17 protein-coding genes are annotated in these 24,812 nt (G+C 56.5%); 3 read left to right on the top strand and 14 right to left on the bottom strand.

The window, feature by feature from the left end; all coding sequences use genetic code 11:
- Positions 1-10: 10 nt before the first annotated feature.
- The 12 genes from recD to rppH all read right to left on the bottom strand — a co-directional run bounded on the left by recD (position 11) and on the right by rppH (position 18,340).
- Entirely contained in the window at positions 11-1,831 is a 1,821-nt protein-coding gene (gene recD, locus P346_RS09585; RefSeq protein WP_032660241.1) for an exodeoxyribonuclease V subunit alpha, read from the bottom strand.
- Complete coding sequence (gene recB, locus P346_RS09590) at positions 1,828-5,370, bottom strand: exodeoxyribonuclease V subunit beta (RefSeq protein ID WP_032660239.1); 3,543 nt, start codon at positions 5,368-5,370, stop codon at positions 1,828-1,830. The genes recD and recB overlap by 4 nt, the downstream gene beginning before the upstream one ends.
- The gene (gene ptrA / locus P346_RS09595; protein WP_032660238.1) at positions 5,367-8,234 is read right to left on the bottom strand and encodes a pitrilysin; all 2,868 of its coding nucleotides are present in this window, start codon (positions 8,232-8,234) and stop codon (positions 5,367-5,369) included. Before ptrA ends, recB begins: the two co-directional genes overlap by 4 nt.
- Positions 8,235-8,374: 140 nt before the next feature.
- A complete protein-coding gene (gene recC, locus P346_RS09600) occupies positions 8,375-11,749 on the bottom strand; it encodes an exodeoxyribonuclease V subunit gamma (protein ID WP_032660235.1) in 3,375 nt (1,124 codons plus the stop codon).
- Positions 11,750-11,761: 12 nt separating this feature from the next.
- Positions 11,762-12,085 (bottom strand): prepilin-type N-terminal cleavage/methylation domain-containing protein, encoded by a 324-nt coding sequence (locus P346_RS09605; RefSeq protein ID WP_032660232.1) that lies wholly within the window; start codon positions 12,083-12,085, stop codon positions 11,762-11,764.
- Positions 12,070-12,471, bottom strand: a complete 402-nt coding sequence (locus tag P346_RS09610) for a DUF2509 family protein (RefSeq protein WP_032660230.1) — start codon at positions 12,469-12,471, stop codon at positions 12,070-12,072. Before P346_RS09610 ends, P346_RS09605 begins: the two co-directional genes overlap by 16 nt.
- Positions 12,468-13,028, bottom strand: coding sequence for a prepilin peptidase-dependent protein (locus P346_RS09615; protein WP_032660229.1), 561 nt, complete (start codon positions 13,026-13,028; stop codon positions 12,468-12,470). Before P346_RS09615 ends, P346_RS09610 begins: the two co-directional genes overlap by 4 nt.
- Positions 13,019-13,483 carry a prepilin peptidase-dependent protein gene (locus P346_RS09620; RefSeq protein ID WP_032660227.1) on the bottom strand — a complete coding sequence of 155 codons (465 nt, stop codon included), beginning with the start codon at positions 13,481-13,483 and terminating at the stop codon, positions 13,019-13,021. The genes P346_RS09615 and P346_RS09620 overlap by 10 nt, the downstream gene beginning before the upstream one ends.
- A 184-nt stretch (positions 13,484-13,667) precedes the next feature.
- Positions 13,668-14,462: a thymidylate synthase gene (gene thyA, locus P346_RS09625; protein WP_014885081.1), complete on the bottom strand. Its 795-nt coding sequence runs from the start codon at positions 14,460-14,462 to the stop codon at positions 13,668-13,670.
- A gap of 6 nt (positions 14,463-14,468) precedes the next feature.
- Positions 14,469-15,344, bottom strand: coding sequence for a prolipoprotein diacylglyceryl transferase (gene lgt, locus P346_RS09630; protein ID WP_023309046.1), 876 nt, complete (start codon positions 15,342-15,344; stop codon positions 14,469-14,471).
- A 206-nt stretch (positions 15,345-15,550) separates the two neighbouring features.
- Positions 15,551-17,797, bottom strand: a complete 2,247-nt coding sequence (gene ptsP, locus P346_RS09635; protein ID WP_032660224.1) for a phosphoenolpyruvate--protein phosphotransferase — start codon at positions 17,795-17,797, stop codon at positions 15,551-15,553.
- Between the two features lie 12 nt (positions 17,798-17,809).
- Entirely contained in the window at positions 17,810-18,340 is a 531-nt protein-coding gene (rppH, locus tag P346_RS09640) for an RNA pyrophosphohydrolase (RefSeq protein ID WP_013098553.1), read from the bottom strand.
- Positions 18,341-19,023: 683 nt separating this feature from the next.
- Here rppH and mutH point away from each other — a divergent pair.
- The 3 genes from mutH to P346_RS09655 all read left to right on the top strand — a co-directional run bounded on the left by mutH (position 19,024) and on the right by P346_RS09655 (position 21,233).
- Positions 19,024-19,716 (top strand): DNA mismatch repair endonuclease MutH, encoded by a 693-nt coding sequence (mutH, locus tag P346_RS09645; protein ID WP_032660221.1) that lies wholly within the window; start codon positions 19,024-19,026, stop codon positions 19,714-19,716.
- Between the two features lie 128 nt (positions 19,717-19,844).
- Positions 19,845-20,063, top strand: coding sequence for a YgdI/YgdR family lipoprotein (locus P346_RS09650; RefSeq protein ID WP_008499668.1), 219 nt, complete (start codon positions 19,845-19,847; stop codon positions 20,061-20,063).
- Between the two features lie 129 nt (positions 20,064-20,192).
- Positions 20,193-21,233 (top strand): NADP(H)-dependent aldo-keto reductase, encoded by a 1,041-nt coding sequence (locus tag P346_RS09655; protein WP_032660218.1) that lies wholly within the window; start codon positions 20,193-20,195, stop codon positions 21,231-21,233.
- A 92-nt stretch (positions 21,234-21,325) separates the two neighbouring features.
- On the opposite strand, the gene lplT is transcribed toward P346_RS09655, so the two are convergent.
- Both lplT and aas read right to left on the bottom strand, forming a co-directional pair.
- Positions 21,326-22,519, bottom strand: coding sequence for a lysophospholipid transporter LplT (gene lplT, locus P346_RS09660; RefSeq protein ID WP_045888656.1), 1,194 nt, complete (start codon positions 22,517-22,519; stop codon positions 21,326-21,328).
- Complete coding sequence (gene aas, locus P346_RS09665) at positions 22,512-24,671, bottom strand: bifunctional acyl-ACP--phospholipid O-acyltransferase/long-chain-fatty-acid--ACP ligase (RefSeq protein ID WP_032660213.1); 2,160 nt, start codon at positions 24,669-24,671, stop codon at positions 22,512-22,514. Before aas ends, lplT begins: the two co-directional genes overlap by 8 nt.
- Positions 24,672-24,812: the final 141 nt, after the last annotated feature.

Raw genomic sequence — 24,812 nt, 5'->3', positions numbered from 1 at the left:
CTTGCCCGGTTCAGAGGGACTCAAATATCGCGCCCAGCCCGCTTCGGCGTTCCGTTCGGGTGGCGATCGCCTGCACCAGCACCCGTTCATCGGTATACAGCGACAGGCGCTGACGCGCGCGCGTAATGGCGGTATAGATCAGCTCGCGGGTAATGACGGGTGAAAGCTGCGTGGGCAGGATCAGCGCCGCATGGTTAAACTCAGAGCCCTGGGATTTATGCACCGTCATCGCCCAGGCGGTTTCATGCTCGGGCAAACGGCTGGGCTGGAAGGACTTCACGCTCCCGTCCGGCATCTGGAACCAGACGCGCAGGCCATGGCCGCAGTCGAGCGCAATCCCGATATCCCCGTTAAACAACCCCAGCGCGCTGTCGTTGCGGGAGATCATCACCGGTCGCCCTTCATACCAGCGCGAGTGCGGGGTGCGGTTAATTTTGCGTTTTTGCGCCAGCAGCTGTTCCAGCCTGTCGTTCAGCCCGCGGACGCCAAACGGGCCTTCCCTCAGCGCACAGAGCAGCTGGTATTCACCAAACGCGGCAATGACCTGCTCCGGCGTACTTTGCTGTTGTACGCCCGTCAGAAAGTGCTGGTACCCCTGCAGGGCGTCGTCCAGCATCGCCTGATACTCTTCCCCACTTTGCAGCGATTTTTTCTCAATATCCGTAAAGGTACCGTCAAACACCGCAGTGGTGGTACGCCGGTCGCCCCGGTTCACCGCTGCCGCAAGCTGGCCGATGCCGGAGTCGCTGCCGAAACGGTAGCTTTTTTGGAGCAGACACAGGCTGTCGCGCAGCGCCCCTGCAAGCGAATGGTTTTCAGAGGTGAGCGAACATCCGGTGAGACGGGCTAACTCCTGAGCACGTTCAGCGGTATATCCCAGGCTGGCATAGGTGCAGATATCCCCCAGCACGGCCCCCGCCTCTACGGAGGCAAGCTGGTCGCGATCGCCGAGGAAAATGACGCGCGCGTGCGGCGGGAGCGCATCAATCAAACGCGACATCATCGTCAGGTCAATCATCGACGCTTCATCCACCACCAGCACGTCAAGGTGCAGCGGGTTACCGGCATGATAGCGCAGACGCTGGCTACCCGGCTGTGCGCCAAGCAAACGGTGCAGCGTGCTCGCTTCATTGGGGAAAAGCGCAAGCTGATCTCCGGTGAGCGGCAGTTTTTGCAGCGCGCCGCCTAACGATTCCGTCAGACGTGCCGCCGCTTTACCGGTAGGGGCCGCCAGGCGAATACGGCACTTTTGCTCACCCGATAGCTGAATCAGCGCGGCAAGCAGTTTTGCCACAGTGGTCGTTTTCCCGGTGCCCGGGCCGCCAGAAATCACCGAGATCCGTCGCGTTAAGGCCACGGCTGCCGCCACTTTCTGCCAGTCTGTCTCGTCGTCAGAGATAAACAGCGTATCCAGCGTTTGCCGGAGCTGTACTTCATCGCAGGGAAGCGGGGCGTTGGTCTCGCTGAAAAAACGCGCTACCGTCAATTCGTTACGCCACAGCCGGTTAAGATATAAACGATCGCCGACCAGAATCATTGGCGTCCCGGTATCGGCTCCGCTCACGGCAGGCGAGCCAAGTAATATTTCCTGCCAGTCCACTCCGTCCCCCAGCAGCGCGAAACACGCCTGTAAAGCCGGAGGCATTTTCTCATCCACCGCCAGACGCGACAGCGGCAGACATACGTGCCCTTCCCCCGCGTCTTTGCTCAGAATGGCGGCGGCAAGCATGACGGCAGGCTCCTCGCCAGCCACCATCATGGCGAACTGCACATCCAGGTGGCGCAGTAATCGTTGTTCAACCGCGTCCAGCAGTAGCGCCTGCATCGTCATGCCACCTCCTCCGTGCTTGCAGCAAACAGGTTATCCATTTTTTCAATCAGTTCCGCAGCCGGACGCGTGCTAAAGACGCCGGAACGCGGGTCGTTAGCATCCACTCCGCGCAGGAACAGGTAAATGACGCCGCCAAAATGATCTTCGTAGCGGTAATCGGCCATGCGATGGCGCAGGTAACGGTGCAGCGCAAGGGTGTAAAGCTGGTACTGAAGATCGTAGCGATGCATTTGCATGGCCGAGGCCATCGCGTCTTGCGTGTAGGCTTCGCTGCTTTCACCCAGCCAGTTTGATTTGTAATCCAGCAGGTAGTAGCGCCCTTCGTGGCGGAAAACCAGGTCGATAAAGCCTTTGAGCATCCCCTGCACCTGGCGGAAGTTCAGCGGCGGGCACCCGGAAGATAACGGATCGTACTCGCGGATCAGCGCATCAAGCGCCTCAGCTCTGAGCGGGCTGGCGATGGGGAGATAAAACTCCATCTCCACCTGCTTATCTTTGGCGGTCAACTGGCTCAGCGAGATCCCCTGCGTCGTAAGCGGCGCGTGCAGTACAGCGCGGATCCAGTCGGTGAGAACCGGCTGCCACTGCGCGTCGTAGCCGCCACTCTGTAACATCTTCAGCACCCACTCTTCGGAAACCGGCTGGGTAAAATCCAGCTCTTCAAACAGGCTGTGCAAAAACGTGCCCGGCGAGGCGCCGCGCGGGAACTGGTGCGGCGTAAGCACCGGCTCAACGGGTACGCTACCGGCTCCTGCGGCATCCACGTCCAGTTTTGGCATCAGATCCTGCGCAATACTCTGCCCGTGCTGCTGTAAACCGGAGTAGCTGGTGACGCGCCAGTCGTCGGCAATGGTACGCACAACCTGGCGGGCATGGAGCGCTGACTCACGCAGCTCCGGCATCTGCCAGCGGCTCGTGTCGGGCTGCGACGGAATATGCAGGGCAACATGCTCCGTGCAAAGCGATTCGATGCACTGGCGCAGACCAGCCGCGTCTTTGGGTTCACCGTGCTGAATAAGCCGCCCCAGCGCGCTCAGATGAAAATCGCTTTCACCGGTCTTTTCGCCACGGCGACGGAACAGCGGCGCAACGCCCAGGCTGCAGTGCCAGATCGAACGGGTTAGCGCTACGTAGAGCAGGCGTAAATCTTCCGCCAGACGTTCAGCCTCTGCCAGCTCAACGCTGGACTCCGCGTTGCTGAGATCGAGCACCGCCTCAAAAGACTCGCGATCGTGGTAAAAGGCCTGATCCTGCACGCGGTAATTGGCAATAAACGGCAGCCAGACCAGCGGATATTCCAGGCCTTTCGATTTGTGAATGGTGACGATCTGCACCAGATGTTTATCGCTCTCAAGGCGCATCTGCTGGCTGGACGAATTGCTGTTCGGGTCGGCAATCTGCTGCGCCAGCCAGCGCACGAGGGCGTGCTCGCTCTCCAGCTGCGTACCCGCCTCCTGCAGCAGCTCGCTGATGTGCAAAATATCGGTCAACCGACGCTCGCCGCCCGCTGTCGCCAGCATATTCTCCGCAATGTGGCGCTGTGCCATGAGCTCGCGCACCATCGCCATCACGCCGCGCTTCTGCCATTTTTCGCGGTAGCGAACAAACTCTTCTACCACGGCATCCCACGCGGCTTCGTCATTGTTGAGCGCATCAATATCACGCGCGTTCAACCCGAGCATTGCGCTGGCCAGTGCGCTGCGCAGCGTGCTTTCCCGCTCCGGCGCCAGCACGGCCTGCAGCAGCCATAGCATCTCCTGCGCTTCCAGCGTTTCAAAGACGCTGTCGCGGTTCGAGAGGTAGACGGAGGGGATATTCAGTAACGTCAGGGCGTCGCGGATGAGCGCGGCCTCCTGACGGCTGCGAACCAGCACCGTGATATCAGATGCCTTTACCGGGTCAGGTTTATTCCCCTTCCACAGCAGCGCTTTACCGTGCGCGCCCGCACTGAGCCAGTCGCGTATTTGCGCGGCACAGTGCTGGGCCATGGCATTTTGATAGTCGGCAACGCCGTAGCCTTCCCCGTCCAGCAGCCAGAAGTTCATGGCGGGCTGCGTCTCGCCGTTGAACTCAAAGCGCAGCGAGGCATTTTTCTCGGCAAATTTTACCGGCTGAAACGGGATCTCCCGGAACATAAACGCCGTATCCATGCGGCCGAAGAGCGCGTTGACGCTTTCCACCATGCCGGGAGAGGAGCGCCAGTTAGTATCGAGAGTGTAGTGCGCGTCAACTTCGCTGCGGGCTTTCATGTAGGTGAAAATATCCGCACCGCGGAAGGCGTAAATGGCCTGTTTCGGATCGCCGATTAACAACAGCGCAGTGCCGGGCTGCTGGCGCCAGATACGGCGGAAAATGCGGTATTGTTGAGGGTCGGTATCCTGAAATTCGTCAATCATCGCCACCGGGAAGCGTGTGCGGATCGCGGCGGCAAGCGCTTCGCCGTTTTCACTGCACAGCGCCGCATCGAGGCGGCTCAGCATATCGTCAAACCCCAGCTCACCCCGGCGGCGTTTTTCACGCGCGACGGCTTCGCGAATTTCCGTCATGGCGCGGGTAATCATCAGATCGTTGAGCGTTAAAGGCTCAGCCAGCAGGGTTTCAATCGCCACAAACAGGGGATGCTCAGGCACAATGCCGTCGGCTTTGGTCCGCTCAGCTAGGAAACGCCGGGAAAATTTTTCCAGCGCGTCCGGGAGCTGATAGCCTCGCGTCTCCTCCTGCGCCCAGGCGCCGATCTTGTCGATCCATTTCCCCTGATTGCCACGGTTAAACTTGCGTCGGTCAATCCCGGAATTTTCGATGATTGCGTCAATCTCGCCAACGGACTCAATCCATTTTTGCTTGATGTCGGCAATTTTCGCGATGATTTTTTCATGCCGTGAGGCCAGGGTTTCATCCGCAGGCGGCGGGGATTTGATGACCGGCGCTTCCCCCTGCAGATAACGATCGATAGCGCGCAGCAGCGCCTCCGGGCCCTTCCACAACGCGTGTACCGCTTCGGCGATATCGCGCTGTAAGGGGTAACAGTGGCGACGCCAGAAATCCGCGCAGGCCTGATAGCGAAGCACGGATTCATCTTCAATAAGCTGCTGTTCAAACAGCATGCCGGATTCAAACGCATTCAGGCTCAGCATACGCTGGCAAAAACCGTGAATGGTGAAGACGGACGCTTCATCCATCTGCCGTTCAGCGAGGAGCAGCCACTGGGCTGCCTGTTGCTTATCGGCAATCTCTTCCAGTAGGCTCGCGTAGAGAGGGTTATCCGTGCTCTGACGCAGACAGGCGATGCGCAGCTCGTGGATATTGCTGCGAATACGGCCCCGCAGCTCAGCGGTGGCAGCCTCGGTGAAGGTGACTACCAGCAGCTCCTCCACGCTCAAAGGGCGTGGAAAAGCGGCGTTGCCGCCAAGCCCCAGCAGCAGACGCAGATAGAGGGCGGCAATGGTGAAGGTTTTTCCCGTTCCCGCTGAGGCTTCAATCAATCGTTCACCCTGCAGAGGTAAACGTAAGGGATCAAGGGACTCAGCGGTATCGGTCATTCTTTCTTACTCCAGGGCATAGATTGCTGCAGCGCGCTGACGCTCTTCCAGACTTTCCAGCCTTTCGGGTTCACGTACTCCGTTTTCCCGTTCTGGCTACCGGAAACCTGGGACAGAATGGTCATACCCTGCGGCTTAATGACCGCCTGATGGAAGAAGTCGGCAACCTTCTGCGGCGTCAGCTGTTTTATCTCGGCCACTACTTTATCACGCGAATCAAATTTCAGATTACCGCGATCGAAATCTTTGCTCAGCTGCGAGGCTTCTTCACCCAGCGTCTGCGGCGGCTGCATCACCTGTGCGATGACGGCCTGCTGGATCTGCGCAAACTCTTCCGGCTTCATGGCGCGCAGTTTTGCTTCCACCTGCGGGAAGAAGGCCTGGTAACGCTTCCAGAGATACGCCGGCTGTTTATCGCTGCTTTGCAGCAGGAAACCCAGCCCCCACTGTCGGCCTACGTTCATGGAGAAGGCAAACACCGCGTAGCCAAGCTGCTCCTCAGTGCGTAACTGGTTGTAGAACCACGGCTGAATAATTTGTCCCAGTACGGCACTCTGCGCCGAGCTGGCGAATTCATCATAGCCCGTTGGCACAAATACCGCGGCCAGCGCGGAATCCGTGCTGTTGCCAGCCTTTTCAAAAATCACATTCTGTTTTTTCTCAACCAGCACGTCCTGGTTGCGGCACCACTCGTCGCCTTTCGAACCGAGCTGAGTGCGTACATTCTCTGCCAGGGTTTTGGCCTGATCCTCACTCATGTTGCCGACGATCAGGAACTCAGGACGCGTGTTGGTTTTCAGCGCGTCACGGTAAGCCAGCACGTCTTTTAAGGTGATCGAAGGCAACAGCGCGCGGCGGTCCTCTCGCTGGAAATAAGGAACTTGCGACAGCATTTGCGCCGGCATAAGCGCCATATCGTAAGCTTTGCCCTTCTCCGCAGAATCCATCATCTGCGCATACCACGATTTGGCCTGTTCAAGCTGCTCTTCCGTCGGCGTATAGCTGAAATAGCCCTCCAGCAGCGCCTGGAACAGCTGAGGCAAACGCTGGGTATAGCCGTTTGCATTGAGCATCAAACCGTTGTTGGCGTTGGTGGAGAAGCTGATGCCGCCCACGGCCGCCTGGTTGCTGAGCTGATCGAGCGCAATCCCGGCGAGATAGTCATTGAGCGCGAACATCACCTGATTTTTAGCGCTGTTCATCGCTTTCGGGTTACGCAGAACCACGCTGACATCGGCCTTAGGCTCGCTTGTGAAGTAGCGGCTGGGGGTGTACACCACGCGCAGCGTCGGCTCATCAACGATAAGCGCCGGGTGCGGATAATTTTTAGTCGTTTTGATCAGCGAGAAGTCATCCGGAATATAGGGATTCAGCTCCGGCAGCTTCAACGCAATCTCCCCGGCCTTCTTCTGCCAGTCGGTGAAGGTCTGTGCGCTGATTTTGTCCACCTGATAAGGAGCATCGACAAAATACGCCGTCTTGTTATGCGGTTCGTTCGGGCTGATGTACCAGATGCGGGCATTCTCCGGCGTCATCATCGCCAGGCGGGCCTTTAACGCATCGGCATCATACCGGTCGGCAATATTGACCGCGTCGAGGGTGTGCTCCACCGGCACGCGGATCATGGTATCCGCCAGCCACTCAACGTAATCCATGTCGCGGGTAATGGACGGGTAACGGAAATCGAGATCCAGCACGTGGGCGAGTTCATCAAAGTAGCGCTTATCGACGCCTTTCTCACGCAGTAAAGAGAGGTAGCTGAAGATCGCCGCCACCACTTCATCACGGTTTGCCAGCCCTTTGTCGGTCAGGGTGGCGGAGATCGCCAGCACGCCGCTATTGCCGTTCACAACCGGATCGGAATCGGCGCGAATACCTTCCACCAGCCCCTGTTTTTGCAGCCAGTCAGAAAGCGTACCCGGACTACGGTTACCTATCAGGTAGGTCACCAGCTCATCGGTTTTACTGCGAAACTGTGCGGTGTTGTTATCGATGCGGAATTCCACGCGCAGCACTTTGCGCGGCAGCGCAGGCACGTAGTGGATCACGATGCCCTTTTGCGCGTCCGTGACCACCGGTACGTCTATCTGCGGCAGGTCGATATTTTTATTCGGCACCCGGCCAAACGTTTTAGCCGCCATGCCTGCCAGTTCTGGCAACGGTTTATTGCTGTAGATGACCGCTTTCATCAGGTTGGCGGAGTAGTATTTATCGCGAAACGCGTGCAGGGCATCGAGCACCGGGCTATTCGGTTTGTCGCTTAACGTCTCCAGGTTACCGCCGGAGAAGCGCGAACCCGGGTGCGCAGGGTTGATGGTTTCGGCGCTGACCTGGGCCATACGCATACCGTCTCGCGTGCGGGCAAGTGTCAACTCAGCATTGACGGCATTGCGTTCACGGTCGGCATATTTTTTATCCAGCAGGGGGGCGGCGATGGAATCAGCAAGGCGATCGACCGCGCCTTCCAGCGCATCATTTTCGACTTCGAGATAAAAAGCCGTGCGGTACGGTGCCGTACTGGCATTGTGGCTGCCGCCATGCATTTTCAAAAATTCGGACAGGCTATCCGGCTGCGGGTATTTTTTTGACCCCATCAGCGTCATATGTTCCAGATAGTGTGCAAGCCCAGGATGCGCGTCAGGATCTTCCAGCGATCCAACCGGCACCACTAATGCCGAGAGGGACTTCACCGCCTGCGGATCGGAAACCAGCAGTACGGTCATGCCGTTATCAAGACGAATAGCCTGATATTGACGGGTATCTTTTTCGCTTTTACGAATAGTTTCCTGAACGGGTTGCCAACCGGAATCTGCCTGAGTGACAGGTACCCAGAGGGCGACAAACAAAACAAACGCTTTAAACAAGGTGCTACCTCTTTATCACGGCTACATCATTAACACATTGCGTGCTGGACACGCCAACATCTCTTTATTGGGTACATCAGTCCGTGATAAGAAGTGCATCATAAATGAACACCCCATGCTGCGCAATTTTTATACAGCACTCAGGACTGATTAAATTTAAACAACGGCAGCAGATAGCGCTGCGCCTCTTCCGTGATAGCCTCGAAGTACTCTGGCTCAAGGGTTCGCCATAAGCGCTGATACCAGACATCTTCACCTTCGCCACGCACCATCATGTTACCTTCATAGGCCTGCATAAATTTACTGCGCGCTTTCTGCAGCGAAGACTCATCCGTTAACATCGCATCATTCTGCGCGTCATAACAGGCTTTTATCCACGCTCCGCCACTTTCCGGCAGTAACAGGAGCGGTTTGTTCATTCCCTGACGGTAGCCCTCAATGTACAAAGACAGATACCCTAACGCCTGTTCAGACTCCATCGGCGGGAAGCGCCATTCGCCCTCTTTGCGCACGAAAATCCGGCTTTCACCTTTATGACCACCCGCACTGTAGACAAGATGTTCCAGCCAGAGTTGCAATCCCTGTGAAACGCTCAGCATAGAGGGCCGCCAGCGCAGCAGCCCGTCCGGCTGGACCTGGGTTAACCAGCCCGTGAGCTCTACGCCACTGCAGTTGAGATCGATTTCAATACTTTTGCCTGGCTGCCGACACGCTCTCACGCGCTCCGCCAGGGCGGTCATCTCCTGACACTGCGCCTCCCAGACAATTTCCCCGAACGCGCCATAGGGCAACTGCCCTGCAGCACGGTAGCGGCGGTAAAGTTTGTCCGCATCTTCCTCTTCAACCAGCGCATTGAGCAGCTGAAGGTTTAGCTGATAGCGCTCCAGCCCTTCCAGCGTAAAAGGCTCGGCATCAGGAATTTCACTCTCTTCAGAACGGAAGTTGACCTGCAATCGCTGCTGGAAGAAGGCGCGCACCGGATGCGCCCAAAACCGCTGAAGCTGTTCGAAGGTCAGGGTATCCATAGGGCGCGGGTCAAGTTCCTGTATGAAATCGGTATGCGCACTCCCCTCCTTTTTCGCCGCCGGTAGCCACTCCTGCGCATAGCTCTGGCGCTCGCTGGCCGTGTAGTTCACCGGGTCAAACGGCATGCGGCTGTGGAAACAGGTGATATGAGCTTTCACCCTCTTCTCGCTTTCATCGCAGTTGCGCTCTTCATCCCCCGGCAGATAGTGGCTCTGCCCGATATAGTCCACCAGCTCCTGCACCAGAACGGAAGGAAAACGCTCGCTGTTGTCCTGAATGGAACGGCCGATATAGCTGATATAGAGCTTACTCTGGGCGGAAATGAGCGCCTCAAGGAAGAGGTAGCGGTCATCATCGCGGCGGCTACGGTCGCCCCGCTTTGGATCTGCGCTCATCAAATCGAACCCCAGCGGCGCCAGCGCGCGCGGATAAACGCCGTCGTTCATGCCAAGCAGACAGACCACTTTAAACGGGATAGAACGCATTGGCATCAGGGTGCAGATATTGATGGGGCCAGCCAGGAAACGCTGGCTGATTCGCTCCTGATCGAGCCGCTGCGTCAGCTCATCCCTCAACAGCGACAGTGGGATGGCCTCCTGATAATGGGAATTCACGCCTTCATCGATGATCGCCTGCCACTGCGTTTCAATGAGCGCCATTGCCGCTTCGGTGTCACTGTCTGGCAGGAAGAAATCACTAAGCAATGCCCTGCAAACCGGGAGCCACGCTTCAAGCGGACGCGGCTGCATCAGCTCGTGTCGCCAGCGGTTAAGCTGCATCAGGAGTGACGCTAAATGCCCCACCAGTTCAGCAATTAACCCGCTGGACTCATCGTAAGGCAACACCTCGTTCCACTCGCCCTGGCTGCTCTCCATGGCGTAGCCAAGCAGCATACGCGTCAGGCCAAAACGCCACGTATGCTGCCCGGTAGGAGGAAGTTCGAACTCCTGAACGTTATCGTCGTCGATCCCCCAGCGAACACCAGATTCATTCACCCACTGGCGAAGGTAGCGCAGCCCCTCTTCATTGATGTTGAAGCGTGCAGCCAGCACGGGAACATCCAGTAACGCCAGGACATCTTCAGAGATAAAGCGGCTATCCGGCAGTGAAATCAGGGTGATAAAGGCCTGCAGTGCCGGATGTGACTGGCGGGCACGACGGTCAGAGATAGCGTAAGGCAGGTATCGCTCGCCCGTCGCACTGCCAAAGACGGCCTGAATAAAGGGACTGTAGCTGTCGATATCCGCCACCATCACCACGATATCGCGTGGCGTCAGTTCGGGATCGTCCTGCAGCATCGCCAGCAGCTGGTCGTGAAGCACTTCGACCTCACGCTGAGGGCTATGGCAAACATGGATCGTGACGCTGCGATCGTCAGCGTCCAGCTTCCGCTTGCTGTCGCTACGTTCGAATTCGTTCGCCGTCACGCCCATCACGGCACGGTTTTCCAGATCGAGGATATCCAGCTGAATATGATGCAGCAGGCTATCGGGGGTAATATCGACGAAGGCATCCACGTCACCTTCGCCTGATGAAGTGATGTCTGAAAGCATGTGAATGTAGTCTCGCCCCAGCTTCCCCCACGAGGCAAGCAGTGGATTGGGCAGGTTCTGGATACCGTCTTCATCAAAAAGCTGCCCGGCAGTCGAGCCGTCTTTAAACAGCGGGACGGAACGTTCTTCAAAAAGGCGCTTTCGTTGGCGAGTTACCAGCCGCGCAAGCCAACGTTCGTCGAGGATATCCCCCCAATACTGTCGGCAAGGGTTGGTGAACAAAATATGGATATCAATATGTTTACCCAGCGCGTTCAACGCCTTCAGATAAACAGGCGGTAATGCGGATATCCCGCAGATAAAAACGCGTGACGGCAGTCGGGCCGGGCGCTCCGGGGCATTCTCGAGTATTGAGATAAACCGCTCGTACAGGTTGGCACGATGCCACTTAGGCTGCCCAAGTTTCTCCGTATGTTCCACCAGCGCTTTCCACAGCGGTGCCTGCCATATTTGCGCCTCCGGTAGCCCTTCAACCAGCTCGCCCGCTTCCCAACGAATTAACCATTCAGAACGGTAAACAAGGTATTGGTCGTAGAGATCGGCGGTGCGCGACGCCAGCTGGAACAGCTTGCGCTTATCGGTATCGTCGTTGAGGTAGTGGCGCAGCATGGCGAATTCATCGTGCTGCAGCATTTCCGGCAGCAGCGCCATGAGCTTCCAGCTCATGGCTTGTTTATTGAAGGCGCTCTGCTCCGGGATGTCCGGCAACACGCGCACAAACATCTCCCAGATAAAGCTCGCGGGGAGCGGGAAATCAATGTTCGCGGCTATGCCAAATTTACGGGAAAGCGACATTTGCAGCCACTGTGCCATACCGGTGCTCTGCACCAGCACCATTTCAGGCTCAAAAGGATCGTCAAGCCGCTCGCGCTCAACGATAAACTCCATCAGTGCTTCCAGCACGTCCAGACGATTTGAGTGGTAGACCCTTAACATAGACGCTCCCGACTACTGGCTAACCGGGCAATGCAGACGCGTTATCTCACCGCGCCGCCCCAGAGGAGAAATAAGTGTGACCGTGATGCTGACACATCCTGAGAGCGTTGTCTGCCCCCGACTGGCCTGCCAGCCTGCCGGGAGAACATTTGTTGAGAGCTGAGACTGATTCCAGGCATGGTGCCAGAGCTGGCGATACTGGTTAAACAGGGTAAACCGCGCCGCCAGCGCCCGATGATAACCGGACAGAGCCGTCACGACGATCACCAGCAGCATCATCGCCAGCAGTACCTCAACCATGCTAAACCCTTTTTCTCTGTTCACGGCAGCTGGCATAACGCGCTCTCCTTAAGGGGACAAAAATCACTCCAGCCGTGAGGCGAAAAGCGAACTTTTCCGTCTACAATCTCTCCTGCGCGCCAGAGCAGGAGGCCGCTGTCTCCAGCAATCAGCAGCACACGCGCTCCAGTCAGCTGGCGCAAACACACTCGCCACGCCGGTGTCTTTTTGCACTGAACCTGTGTCTCTGACGACCAGCTCTGAACCCGTCCCCATTCAAGCGCGGACTGTACCGTCGCCTGCTGCTGAAGCGAGCTTTTCTCACCGCCGACGAGCGCGCTAAAGGTTGTGAGCTGCTGATTGAGACCCGTGAGGATAAGGGTACCCAGCACCAGTAAAAGCAGTACCAGCGCCAGCGAAGACATTCCGCGTTGACGATTCACAGGTTGTACCCCGTGACCGTATACAACGCCTGCCAGGGTTCCCCCTGCTCGCCTTTACGAATCGCCGCCAGTTCGATATTCACCTCTGGCGCAAAACCGGCATGTTCAACTGTCCTCACCACAAAATGCGTGATAGTAAGTCTGTCCGGGTCCGTGAGCTTTTCCCATCCTTTTCCTTCACATGAGGTCGCTCCACGCTGGGTTTCAAGCGCACCAGACTCCAGTCGAAAACCGGTGCTGTCATTTTCTGATGCGCTGTTATCCCAGCTGCCGTTACTGTTGGCATCCCACCGCACAATGACGCAGCCTCCAAGCCTCGCGGTCACCAGCGCCGGTCCCTGACAGTTTCCCGCGCAGTACCCCGCACGCTGAAGCTGTTTGCCCAGGGCAAACAGGTGGTGCCAGACCTCTTCCTCCAGTTGTCTCTGGCCAGATTGCGCTAAGACCGCCCGCTGCAAGCCGGGTAAAAAACGCGATGCGCTTATCAGCAAAAGGCTGCTAATCACTGTTGCAATCAGAACTTCAGTCAGTGAGAAACCTCGCTGCTTCATCGACATGAACCTCCCGCAGAGACCTTACACATCCTGATGCGTCCTCCATTTGAGACAATAATCAGCCATTCTCCTGCACGGCTTTGAACGCGTATTCGCCCTGCCCATGCCGTATCCTTTAATCCATAGAACGCGAGCGACGGCGTTACCTCGCCGATCGCGACCTCAGGCCAGAGTGGTATCAGCACAAAGGGACTGCCCTTCTCACAGCCCTGCGCGGCAGAACTCACCAGACAATCCATGCCTCCCACCCGCAGACGGGTAATTTGATGATCGCGGTTGTAGCGGTTGGCATGATTGCGCAGAAACAGCAGGTAATCTCGCACCTGACTGGCGGTTTGCCACAGCCGCTGCTGCCGCTGCCAGCTGTCCCAGCCGTACAGCCCTGAGGCGCTGAGGATAACGACAAGCGAAATCGCAATCAGCGTTTCGATAAGCGTAAAACCGTTCTCTTTTTTCATACCGGGAGTGTGGCGAAGCGCCGTGAACAAGACGAGCGACGGTTCTTCGTTTTACGAGGCGTTATCCGGAGAATTGAGAGTGTTGCAGCGGGTTGCACGCTTTCTGGATAGCGCTTCGGGAAACGGGATAAAGGCGAAAAAAAACCGGCGCTAAAGAGCACCGGTTGTGTCACGCTTTATCGCATCAGATAGCGACAGGCGCTTTGATGCCCGGATGCGGGTCATAGCCCTCAATCTCGAAATCATCAAAGCGGTAATCGAAGATTGATGCCGGTTTGCGCTTGATAATCAGCTTCGGCAGCGCACGCGGTTCGCGAGTCAGCTGGAGATGCGTCTGTTCCATATGGTTGCTGTAAAGATGGGTGTCCCCACCGGTCCAGACAAAATCACCCACTTCCAGATCGCACTGCTGCGCCATCATGTGGACCAACAGGGCATAGCTGGCAATGTTAAACGGCAGGCCGAGGAACACGTCACAGGAGCGCTGGTAGAGCTGACAGGAAAGCTTCCCATCCGCCACATAGAACTGGAAGAACGCGTGGCACGGTGCCAGCGCCATTTTATCCAGCTCGCCGACGTTCCAGGCGGAAACGATGATTCGGCGCGAGTCCGGATCGTTTTTCAGCTGGTTCATCACGGTGGTGATCTGGTCAATATGGCGACCATCAGGCGTTGGCCAGGCGCGCCACTGCTTGCCGTAAACCGGGCCCAGGTTGCCGTTTTCATCTGCCCACTCGTCCCAGATTGAGACGTTATTTTCGTGCAGATACGCAACGTTGGTATCGCCTTGCAGGAACCAGAGCAGTTCATGAATGATCGAGCGCAGGTGGCAGCGCTTTGTCGTCACCAGTGGGAAGCCTTCTTGCAGATTGAAGCGCATCTGGTGGCCAAAAATGGAGAGCGTACCGGTGCCGGTGCGGTCGTTTTTCGGCGTGCCCTCATCGAGCACTTTTTTCATCAATTCAAGATACTGTTTCATGGTTCCTCAGGAAATTTGTTGCTGTGGACGACGACGATACGCCCAAATCATCATAATGGCACCCGCGACAATCATCGGAATGGAGAGGATCTGCCCCATGCTGATGTACTGTACCCACTCACCGGTAAACTGTGCGTCTGGCTGACGGAAGAACTCGACGATAATACGGAATGCGCCGTAGCCGATCAGGAACAGGCCGGAGACAGCGCCCATCGGACGCGGTTTGCGGATAAACAGGTTAAGGATGATAAACAGCACCACGCCTTCCAGCGCCAGTTCGTACAGCTGAGACATATGACGCGGCAGCACGCCGTAGGTATCGAAAATGGACTGCCACTCCGGGTGTGATGGCAGTAGCGCGATATCTTCTGCGCGGGAGCCCGGGAAGAGCATCGTGTACGGCACGCTCGGGTCGACGCGGCCCCACAGCTCACCGTTGATAAAGTTACCCAGACGGCCAGCGCCGAGACCAAACGGGATCAGCGGTGCGATAAAATCTGAAACCTGGAAGAAGTTGCGTTTGGTGCGTTTGGCAAAAATCACCATCACCAGGATCACCCCAATCAGGCCGCCGTGGAAGGACATGCCGCCGTCCCACACGCGGAACAGATAGAGAGGGTCATTCAGGAATACCGGGAAGTTATAGAACAGCACGTATCCAATACGGCCACCGAGGAACACGCCGAGGAAGCCCGCATAGAGCAGGTTTTCAACTTCGTTTTTCGTCCAGCCGCTGCCCGGACGACTGGCGCGACGGCCAGCGAGCCACATGGCAAAAATGAAGCCCACCAGGTACATCAGACCGTACCAGTGAAGCGAAACAGGTCCTACTGAGAAAATGACCGGATCAAATTCCGGAAAATGCAGATAACCACTGTTCATCTGTCACCACAAGATGTTGTTATTCCGCTGAAAGTGGACAGCGGTAGAAATGCGATTCTGCCGTAAGCAGAGGCTCCAAAGTTGCGAATCATAGCACAAGGCGGGCGCGGAGGATGCGCCAGAGATGTAAAAGATGTGTATAGGGTATTGTGCGGCCTGATGCCCTCACCCCAGCCCTCTCCCACGGGGAGAGGGAGAAATGCAAATTAGCGGCCGCCGCGGATCAGGCCGCCCATGCCGCGCCGTTCCATAAACGCTGCGACCTGATGACGAACCTCTGCTGCCAGCTGCGCGTCAAGGCTGCGTTCAGCCAGCTCGCGGGCATCATTGATGTCAATATGCCGCAGCAGGTACTTCACGCGGGCGACAGCGCGACCGTTCATCGACAGATGGCGGTATCCCAGACCAATCAGGATCGCAACGCACATTGAATCCCCCGCCATTTCGCCGCACAGGCGTAAATCAATGCCGTACTGCTCCGCTTCTCGGGCAATCATCGCTAAAGCGCGAATAATCGCCGGATGCAGGCTGTCGTAGATACTGGCGACGCGGGTATTGTTACGGTCGACGGCCAGAATATATTGCGTCAGGTCGTTCGTGCCGACAGAGATAAAATCAACACGGTTTGCCAGCTGCGGCAGCATAAAGACCATAGACGGCACTTCAAGCATCACACCGATCCGTGGTTTCGGGATCGCATAGCCGATCATCTCTTCCACTTCACGGCCTGCACGTTCGATCAGTCGCCGGGACTCGTCGATCTCATCAATGCTGGTGACCATCGGGAGTAAGATGCTGAGATTGCCCGTCGCCGCGTTGGCGCGCAGCATTGCACGCACCTGGATCAGGAAGATCTCCGGCTGATCGAGCGTAATGCGGATCCCACGCCAGCCCAGGCACGGGTTTTCTTCGCTGATCGGCATATAGGGCAGCTGTTTATCCGCGCCGACATCGAGGGTTCGCAGGGTGACAAGTTTGTCGTTAAACATCTGCAGCATCCCCTGATACTGCGCCACCTGCTCCTCTTCGGAGGGGAAACCGCTCTGCAGCATGAACGGGATTTCAGTACGGTACAGGCCAATACCGTCGATGCGGCTGCCAAGCTTTTCTTCATGTTCCGGGCTTAAACCGGCGTTGAGCATGACTTTGATCCGCTCTCCGCTCTTAAGCTGTGCGGGCAGGTTAACATCATCCTCCGCCAGCTTGCTTAATTCATTCTCTTCGCTGATAAGGCGCTGGTATTCCTGGAGCAGAACCGGCTCAGGATCGACCAGCAGCTCACCGCGATAGCCGTCCACAACCAGCGTACGGCGGTGCAGTACCGACGGCTGGATATCCGCTCCCATAACGGTTGGGATACCCAGCGCACGCACCATAATGGCGGCGTGTGAGTTGGCGGCACCATCGCGCACCACCACACCGGCCAGCCTGTCCTGTGGCAGTTCAGCCAGCGTCGTTGCCGAGAGTTCATCGGCGACCAGCACAAACCGTTTTGGCCAGGCATTCGGCCCCTGAATGGTGTCATCAAGATGGAACAGCAGACGCTGTCCCAGGGCGCGGAGATCTCCAGCCCGTTCTTTCAGGTAACCGTCGGTCAGTGCCGCAAACTGGTCGGCAAATTTTTCGATGACCTTCTTAACCGCCCACTCCGCGACCGAGCCTTTATCCACTTCCGCAAACAGCTCACGACGCAGACGCGCGTCGGAGAGCAGGTGCGAATAGAGGTCGAAGATGGCCGCCGTCTCTTTCTGTGCGCCTGCGGCAAAACGCTTGCTGTAGCGACGAAATTCATTCGCCGCCTCTTCCAGCGCGGCGGTAAGACGCTCGCGCTCAAGCGCTTCATCAAGCGTTGAGGCTTCGTAAACCTGCTCCATCAGCGGCAGCGTGGCGTCCATCCAGCCTTCAGCAATCGCTACGCCTGGCGATGCCGGAAGGGCACGAATGCGCGTATGGCGATATTGACCAAAGAGCGCGGCAAGCTGGGACTGGGAGAGGATCGCCGCCATCTGCGTGGCCAGCGTGACGAGGAAAGACTCTTCGCTTTCATCGTACTGACGGAGCTCGCGCTGCTGGACAACCAGCACGCCGAGCAGCTGGCGACGCTGGATAATCGGCACGCCAAGGAAAGCGCGGAAGCGCTCTTCTTTTACGGAAGGGATGTATTTAAAGCTGGGGTGTTTTTGCGCGTCAGCAAGATTGATGGGTTCAGCCAGCCGCCCAACCAGACCCACGATACCTTCATCAAAGGCGAGCGTTACGGTGCGTCCACGTGGTTTTTTCAAACCACGGGTCGCCATCAGGTAATAGCAGCGCCGATCGTGGTCGGCCAGATACACCGAACAGACCTCGGTCTCCATCGCAAGACAGATGTCAGTGACCAGAATATTCAGCGCCTCGTTCAGACGCGGAGCACTGGCCACCTTCTCGACTATTTCTCGCAAGCGGGTGAGCATGATTTGCGTAGCTTAACCTCTTTTACGTCGCCATGCAGGTGCGCTCTGCGGCTTAGGCGGGATCTCCTGAAGCTGCATTACCACACTTGCAAACTCTTTCATCACCCTACGGTAAACATCGCGTTTAAATGACACGACCTGACGAACAGGATACCAATAGCTCACCCAGCGCCAGCCATCAAACTCCGGCGTACTGCTGGTTTGCATATTGATGTCTGAATCGTTGCCCACCAACTGCAACAGAAACCACTTCTGTTTCTGGCCGATACAAACCGGCTTTGTGTCCCAACGCACCAAACGTTTCGGTAACTTGTAACGCAACCAGTTGCGGGTCGAAGCCAGGATGCGAACATCTTTTCGGCTTAAACCGACCTCTTCAAAAAGCTCCCGGTACATCGCTTGTTCTGGGGACTCTCCCGGATTGATCCCGCCTTGCGGGAACTGCCAGGAGTGCTGACCATATCGCCGGGCCCACATTACCTGGCCCTGACGATTACAAATTACTATTCCTACGTTCGGGCGGTAGCCATCGTCATCAATCACCGGACTACCCCAAACTAAACCTTATATATGAATGATTGTTTCACACTACAAGGAGGCGGTAAACCACTCTCTTACAGGGCTGCAACCTAATAACATTTGAATAACTCACAAATAAGTGCTGAGTTATAAACAGATGAGAGGCAGTGAAGGGAATTTTATTCACCTTTTCTGTGGATATAGTTGTGAAGAAGTGTCTGATTACCGATGAACAACCTCAAACCCTGCCTTGCCACCGCTTTCGCGCCAGTTAAATAACTCAATGCTTTTCAAAAAGTTAAATGTGTTTTTATGAACTAAAAACAGAATAGCGTGACGATCGTCACATCAGGGATCGTCGTGCTGATGAAAGATCGAACAGCGTCGGTTTTATCCACAGATTGTGCCAATAAGTTAGTCACAATTTGTTTGAAAATTCGATTTTCATCGCACGTCAAGGCTGTAAATTGAAACAGTAGTCAGGGTTATGCCCAGTTATCCCATTTTTCTGTGGATAACATGGTGTAAGATCCTGTTCATTGTTAGTGACCAGATTTGAACAACCGGTTTTCTGACTCAGGTGAAACGATTTCAAACCAACAAAAAAACTTATAAATCATATGCATGGAATATTGGTACAGAAATAGTTAAACTCTATCCACAGGGGACAATTTCTTCGTTTATTTTTTAATCAAAAGGTTACCTTTATGCATCCGCTTACACCCTTGCTCTCGCCGCCGTCCAGCGAGGGCCAGTTGCTACAGCAGGCACAGCGTCTGGCAGGCTTTTCGCTTGGCGAGCTGGCGGCAATGGCAGGGCTTCAGATCCCAAAGGATCTGAAACGGGATAAAGGCTGGATCGGCATGCTGCTTGAGCTGTGGCTGGGCGCCAGCGCAGGGAGCAAACCCGAGCAGGATTTTGCAGCGCTTGGCGTGGAGTTAAAAACCATCCCCATAGACAGCCAGGGCAAGCCCCTTGAGACCACCTTCGTCTGCGTTGCGCCATTAACCGGCAACACCGGCGTGACGTGGGAAACCAGCCACGTGCGCCACAAGCTGAAGCGCGTGTTGTGGGTGCCGGTCGAAGGTGAGCGTCAGATCCCCCTGGCTGAGCGTCGCATTGGCGCGCCGCTGCTCTGGAGCCCGAACGACGATGAAGACCATCAGCTGCGGCTGGACTGGGAGGAGCTGATGGACATGATTGTGCTTGGGCAGGTAGAGCGCATCACCGCCCGACACGGAGAAGTATTACAGCTGCGCCCAAAAGCGGCCAACAGCAAAGCGCTGACCGAGGCAATCGGCGCGCAGGGCGAGCCGATACTGACGCTGCCGCGCGGTTTTTATCTCAAAAAGAATTTCACCGGCGCGCTCCTGGCACGTCATTTCCTGTTAAAAACATAGTTTTTTACTTATTTTGCGAGCTCTCAAACATAATCGACTGCTTTTTAAGATTTTACCGCTTCCTCAAGTCGCCATATCGGGTTAATACTAGATTATGATTTGATACGCGCCAGATGAGGACGATAACGATGAAAAAATGGGCAGTGTTAGTTTCAGCAGTCGGTTTAGCGTTTGCCGTATCGGGCTGTAGCAGCGATTACGTTATGGCGACAAAAGACGGTCGAATGATCCTGACCGACGGCAAACCCGAAGTCGACGATGATACCGGTCTGGTCAGCTACCGCGACCAGGAAGGAAATAAAATGCAGATCAATCGCGACGAAGTATCGCAAATTATCGAGCGATAAACAGAGAGGTCAGTCGCTTGCTGGCCTTTTTGATTTTTTTCTTCCCCTTTTGCTTCCCCTCTGCCATGTTTATATTCCTTTGTCGGGCACGCCCTGACGCGGTCTATAAGTCTACTGAGGAAGCCGGCTATGCATTATCACCGTATCCCCCACAGCGCTCTGGAAATAAGCCAACTGGGGTTGGGCACGATGACATTTGGTGAACAAAACAGCGAAGCCGATGCCCATGCACAACTCGATTACGCCGTCAGCCAGGGGATTAACCTGATTGATGTCGCGGAGATGTACCCTGTCCCGCCACGTCCGGAAACGCAGGGACTTACCGAAACCTACGTCGGTAACTGGCTGGCAAAACACGGCAATCGTGAAAAGCTGGTGATTGCCTCAAAAGTCAGTGGTCCCGCGCGCAACAACGATACCGGGATCCGTCCGAATCAGATCCTCGATCGTAAGAATATCCGCGCCGCACTTGACGCCAGCCTGAAGCGCCTGCAAACCGACTACCTCGACCTGTATCAGGTGCACTGGCCGCAGCGCCCAACCAACTGCTTTGGTAAGCTCGGCTACAGCTGGAATGAGAGCGCCCCCGCCGTAACGCTGCTGGAAACGCTGGAAGCGCTGACCGAGTGCCAGCGCGCGGGAAAAATCCGCTACATTGGCGTCTCTAACGAAACGGCCTTTGGCGTAATGCGCTATCTGCACCTTGCAGATAAACACAATCTGCCGCGTATCGTCACCATCCAGAACCCGTACAGCCTGCTTAACCGTAGCTATGAGGTGGGTCTGGCCGAAGTGACGCAGTATGAAGAAGTGGAACTGCTCGCCTATTCCTGTCTCGGCTTTGGCACGCTGACGGGGAAATACCTGAACGGCGCGAAACCGGCCGGGGCGCGAAATACCCTCTTTAGCCGCTTTACCCGCTACAGCGGCGAGCAGACGCAGAAAGCCGCTGCCGCCTATGTGGATATCGCAAAGCGTCACGGTCTTGACCCTGCCCAGATGGCGCTGGCCTTCGTGCGTCGTCAGCCGTTTGTTGCCAGCACACTGCTGGGCGCGACCACGATGGAACAGTTGAAAACCAATATTGAGAGTTTCCACCTGAACCTGAGCGAAGAAGTGTTAGCGGAGATTGAGGCGGTGCATCAGGTTTATACGTATCCTGCACCGTAGCCTGATGCTTTTGCCCGGTGGCGCTACGCTTACCGGGCCTACAGGTGCGCAAACGTAGGCCGGGTAAGGCGAAGCCGCCACCCGGCTATATATCAGCGCCGACGTTGCCAAACCCACAATCCCGCAATCGCCAGCGCGAACAGCCCGCCAAACCCGACGCCAATCCCCACCACCGGCACACCGACTTTTACCGCCAGCGAGTAGAGCCCCAGCATTAACAGCATCGCCAGGTTTTCACCCAGGTTCTGTACGGCGATAGCATTCCCCGCCCCGACGGTCTGCTTGCCACGCTCCTGCAGCAACGCGTTCAGCGGTACCACGAAGAAACCGCCCAGAATACCAATCAGGATGAGGAGGACATACGCAGGCAATAATGCATGTTGCAGCGAGAAAATCAGCACTACGACGCCAATCAGGATCCCTGCGGGCATGCAGCGTGCTACGGTCTCGAGCGTCACCAGCTTCGCCGCCGCACCTGCTCCCACCACAATGCCGATGGCCACCATCGCATTAAGATAGGTCGGCGTCGCGTTGTCGGTAATCCCCAGCGCCACCGGCACCCACAGCACCAGCAGGAAGCGCAGCGTGACGCCCGCGCCCCAGAACATACTGGTTCCCATCAGGGAGAAACGCGTTTCTCCGTTACGCCACAGCACGCGACAGGCGGTAAAGAAACTGCCGGTCATCGGTTTAAAGCGCCAGGATTGCCCCGGGCGAGCCACCGGCAGCTTAGGAATAAACAGGTTCGCCACAACTGCGCCGCCATACACCACCGCGCAGATGCCCAGTGCCGCCAGAACATGCCAGTCGGCCAGTACGCCGCCCGCAACGGATCCGAGCAGGATGGCGGCAATGGTTGACGACTCCATCAGGCCGTTGGCTTTCACCAGCTTATCGCCCGTGGTCAGCTCTCCGAGAATGCCATACTTCGCCGGAGAGTAGGCGGCGGCGCCAATGCCCACCAGCGTGTAGCCAATAAACGGGTTGAAGCCAAAGCAAATGCTGGCGGCACCCAGCAGCTTGAGGCCGTTGGCAAACATCATCACCCGGCCTTTCGGGAAGCTGTCTGCCACCTGCCCTACGAACGGAGCAAAAATAATGTAAGCGCCCACAAACACCATCTGCAGGATCGGCTGGCTCCAGTCGGGGTAAAATTCGGCCTTCAGCAGCGCCAGAGTGGCAAACAGCAGCGCGTTATCACCAAACGCAGAGAGAAACTGTGCGGCGATAACGGCCATCATGCCTTTCGATCTGAGCGATGTGTTAGTGTGTACTGACTCACGCATTTTGCTGTTCCGCCTCTTCAACCATGCCTTTCAGGGTCACGAAATCGGGCTTCCCGCTCCCCAGCACCGGGAGCTGCTTCAGGAAGCGAATATCGCGCGGCACGGCCAGTTCAGGAATACCGTGTTCACGCGCATAGCTCAGTAACCTGTCGCGCTTAAGCTCGCCGTCGGTCGTAAATAGCACCAGCGCCTCGCCTTTGCTGGCATCACTCTTCACCACCGTCGCATGCATCTTATCCGCGGAAACGGCCGTCGCCAGCTGCTCAACCATTTCCAGAGAGACCATTTCACCGGCGATTTTGGCGAAGCGCTTCGCACGCCCCTGAATCTGTACAAAGCCTTGTTCATCAAAACGGACAATATCACCGGTGTCGTACCAGCCGGTTTCAATCTCGCCGTTGACGTTTTCCGCCGTAGGGACCTCCAGCACGCCTGGGTTCTCCACGCGCAGATAACCGTTCATCACGTTTGGCCCTTTCAGCTGCAGACGGCCACCGTCCTCAATGCCCGGCACGGCCAGCAGACGCGCATCCATTCCCGGCAGAATTCGGCCCACCGTACCCGGCTTCGCGGCCATCGGTACGTTAATCGAGACCACGGGAGCACACTCGGTAACGCCATAGCCTTCGAGAATGCGCAGGCCAAACTTGTCCTGCCAGATCTGACGCGTGCTCTCCTGCAGTTTTTCCGCACCGGCCACCACATACCGCACGCGATAGAAATCATACGGATTGGCGAAACGCGCGTAGTTGCCGAGGAACGTTGAGGTGCCGAACAGGACGGTGCAGTTACGGTCATACACCAGCTCCGGCACAATCCGGTAATGCAGCGGGCTTGGATAGAGAAACACTTCTGCGCCGGTCAGCAGCGGCGTAAACAGCCCCACCGTCAGGCCAAAGGAGTGGAACAGCGGCAGCGCCGACATAAAACGGTCATCCGCGGTAAAGTCGGCAATGCTTTTAATCTGCTCAACGTTCGCCAGAATGCTCTTGTGGCTGTGGACGACGCCTTTCGGGTTGCCCTCCGATCCCGACGTGAAGAGGATAATCGCGTCATCTTCCGGCTGCTGTTTGACCTGCGCCAGACGCGGCATCAGCAGGTGAGCAAAAATCCACAGCTTGTCGCCGGTAGTCACGTCCGCTTTCAGATCCTCAAGGAAGACCCAGCGCACCTGAGTGAGCTGCTCGGGAAGATGCCAGAGCTTGCCTTTGTCCAGGAACTGACGAGAGGTAAAGACGGTATTAATCTGGGCCGCGGTGATGGCGCTGGTCAGCCCTTTCACGCCCGCCGTGTAGTTCATCATTGCCGGGATGCGCCCCCGGGAAACCGCACCAAAAATCACCGCCGCGCTGATGCCCGCGTTAGGCAGCATCAGGCCAATCTTTTCACCCTTTTTGCTGTACTTCTCCAGAATGCGGCCCACAAACAGGGTTTTAGTCAGCAGCTTGCGATAGGTATCCGGGGTAAAGTTGATGTCTTCGATGCAGTTTTTCTTCGCGCCATAGCGGTGCTGCGCGGATAGCAGAGATTCGTACAGCGTTTCGCGCGGGCGCACGGCCATGCGCGCTTCCATCATAATCTGGTGCAGCATTTCCCCGGCGATTTTACGGCGATCGCGGGCACGCGGCGCGTCCGGCATCGGTAACGACGTGGGCGGCAGAATATGCAGCGTGATTTTTGGGAACAGACGCTGCTTCACCAGCCCTTTCAGGCGGCTGAAATGCGTTAGCTCTGCGCCTTCAATGCGCAGCGGCACCACGGTCGCTTTTGATTTCGCTGCAACAAACCCCGCGCCGTCGTAGATTTTCATCAGCGAACCGGTCACTGAAATACGCCCTTCCGGGAAAATAACCACCGGACGCCCCTGCTCAACCAGACGTACCAGATGCTTAATCATCATCGGCTTTGTCGGATCGAGCGGCACAAAATCAATCAGCGGCGTGAGCCAGCGCATGTACCACTGCTGGCTGATAGAGGTATAGACCGCAAACACCGGGCGCACGGGTAAAAATAGCGCCAGCAGAATGCCGTCTATAAAGGAAACATGATTTGGCGTGATAAGAACGCGTTCGCCGCGAAGCGCCTGGGCATCGCCAGTGACGCGGATGCGAAAAAGAATACGGAAGAGTGTACGGAAGAACCCAAATAGCATCTCAACTCCCTTTGCCAGCCAGTGTGGAGGGTTGATAGTAAATGGTGGCAGATTACACGAGAAGTGATACGGGAGCGACAGCAAAAGTGGAGGCGAAAAAAAACCTGCGCATCCGCGCAGGTTGGTGCAAGAGATGAGTAC

Source organism: Enterobacter sp. DC1 (genome assembly GCF_000568075.1).
In the GTDB taxonomy this organism is placed as follows: Bacteria; Pseudomonadota; Gammaproteobacteria; order Enterobacterales; family Enterobacteriaceae; genus Enterobacter; species Enterobacter asburiae.
This window is presented reverse-complemented; position numbering and strand designations above follow the sequence as displayed.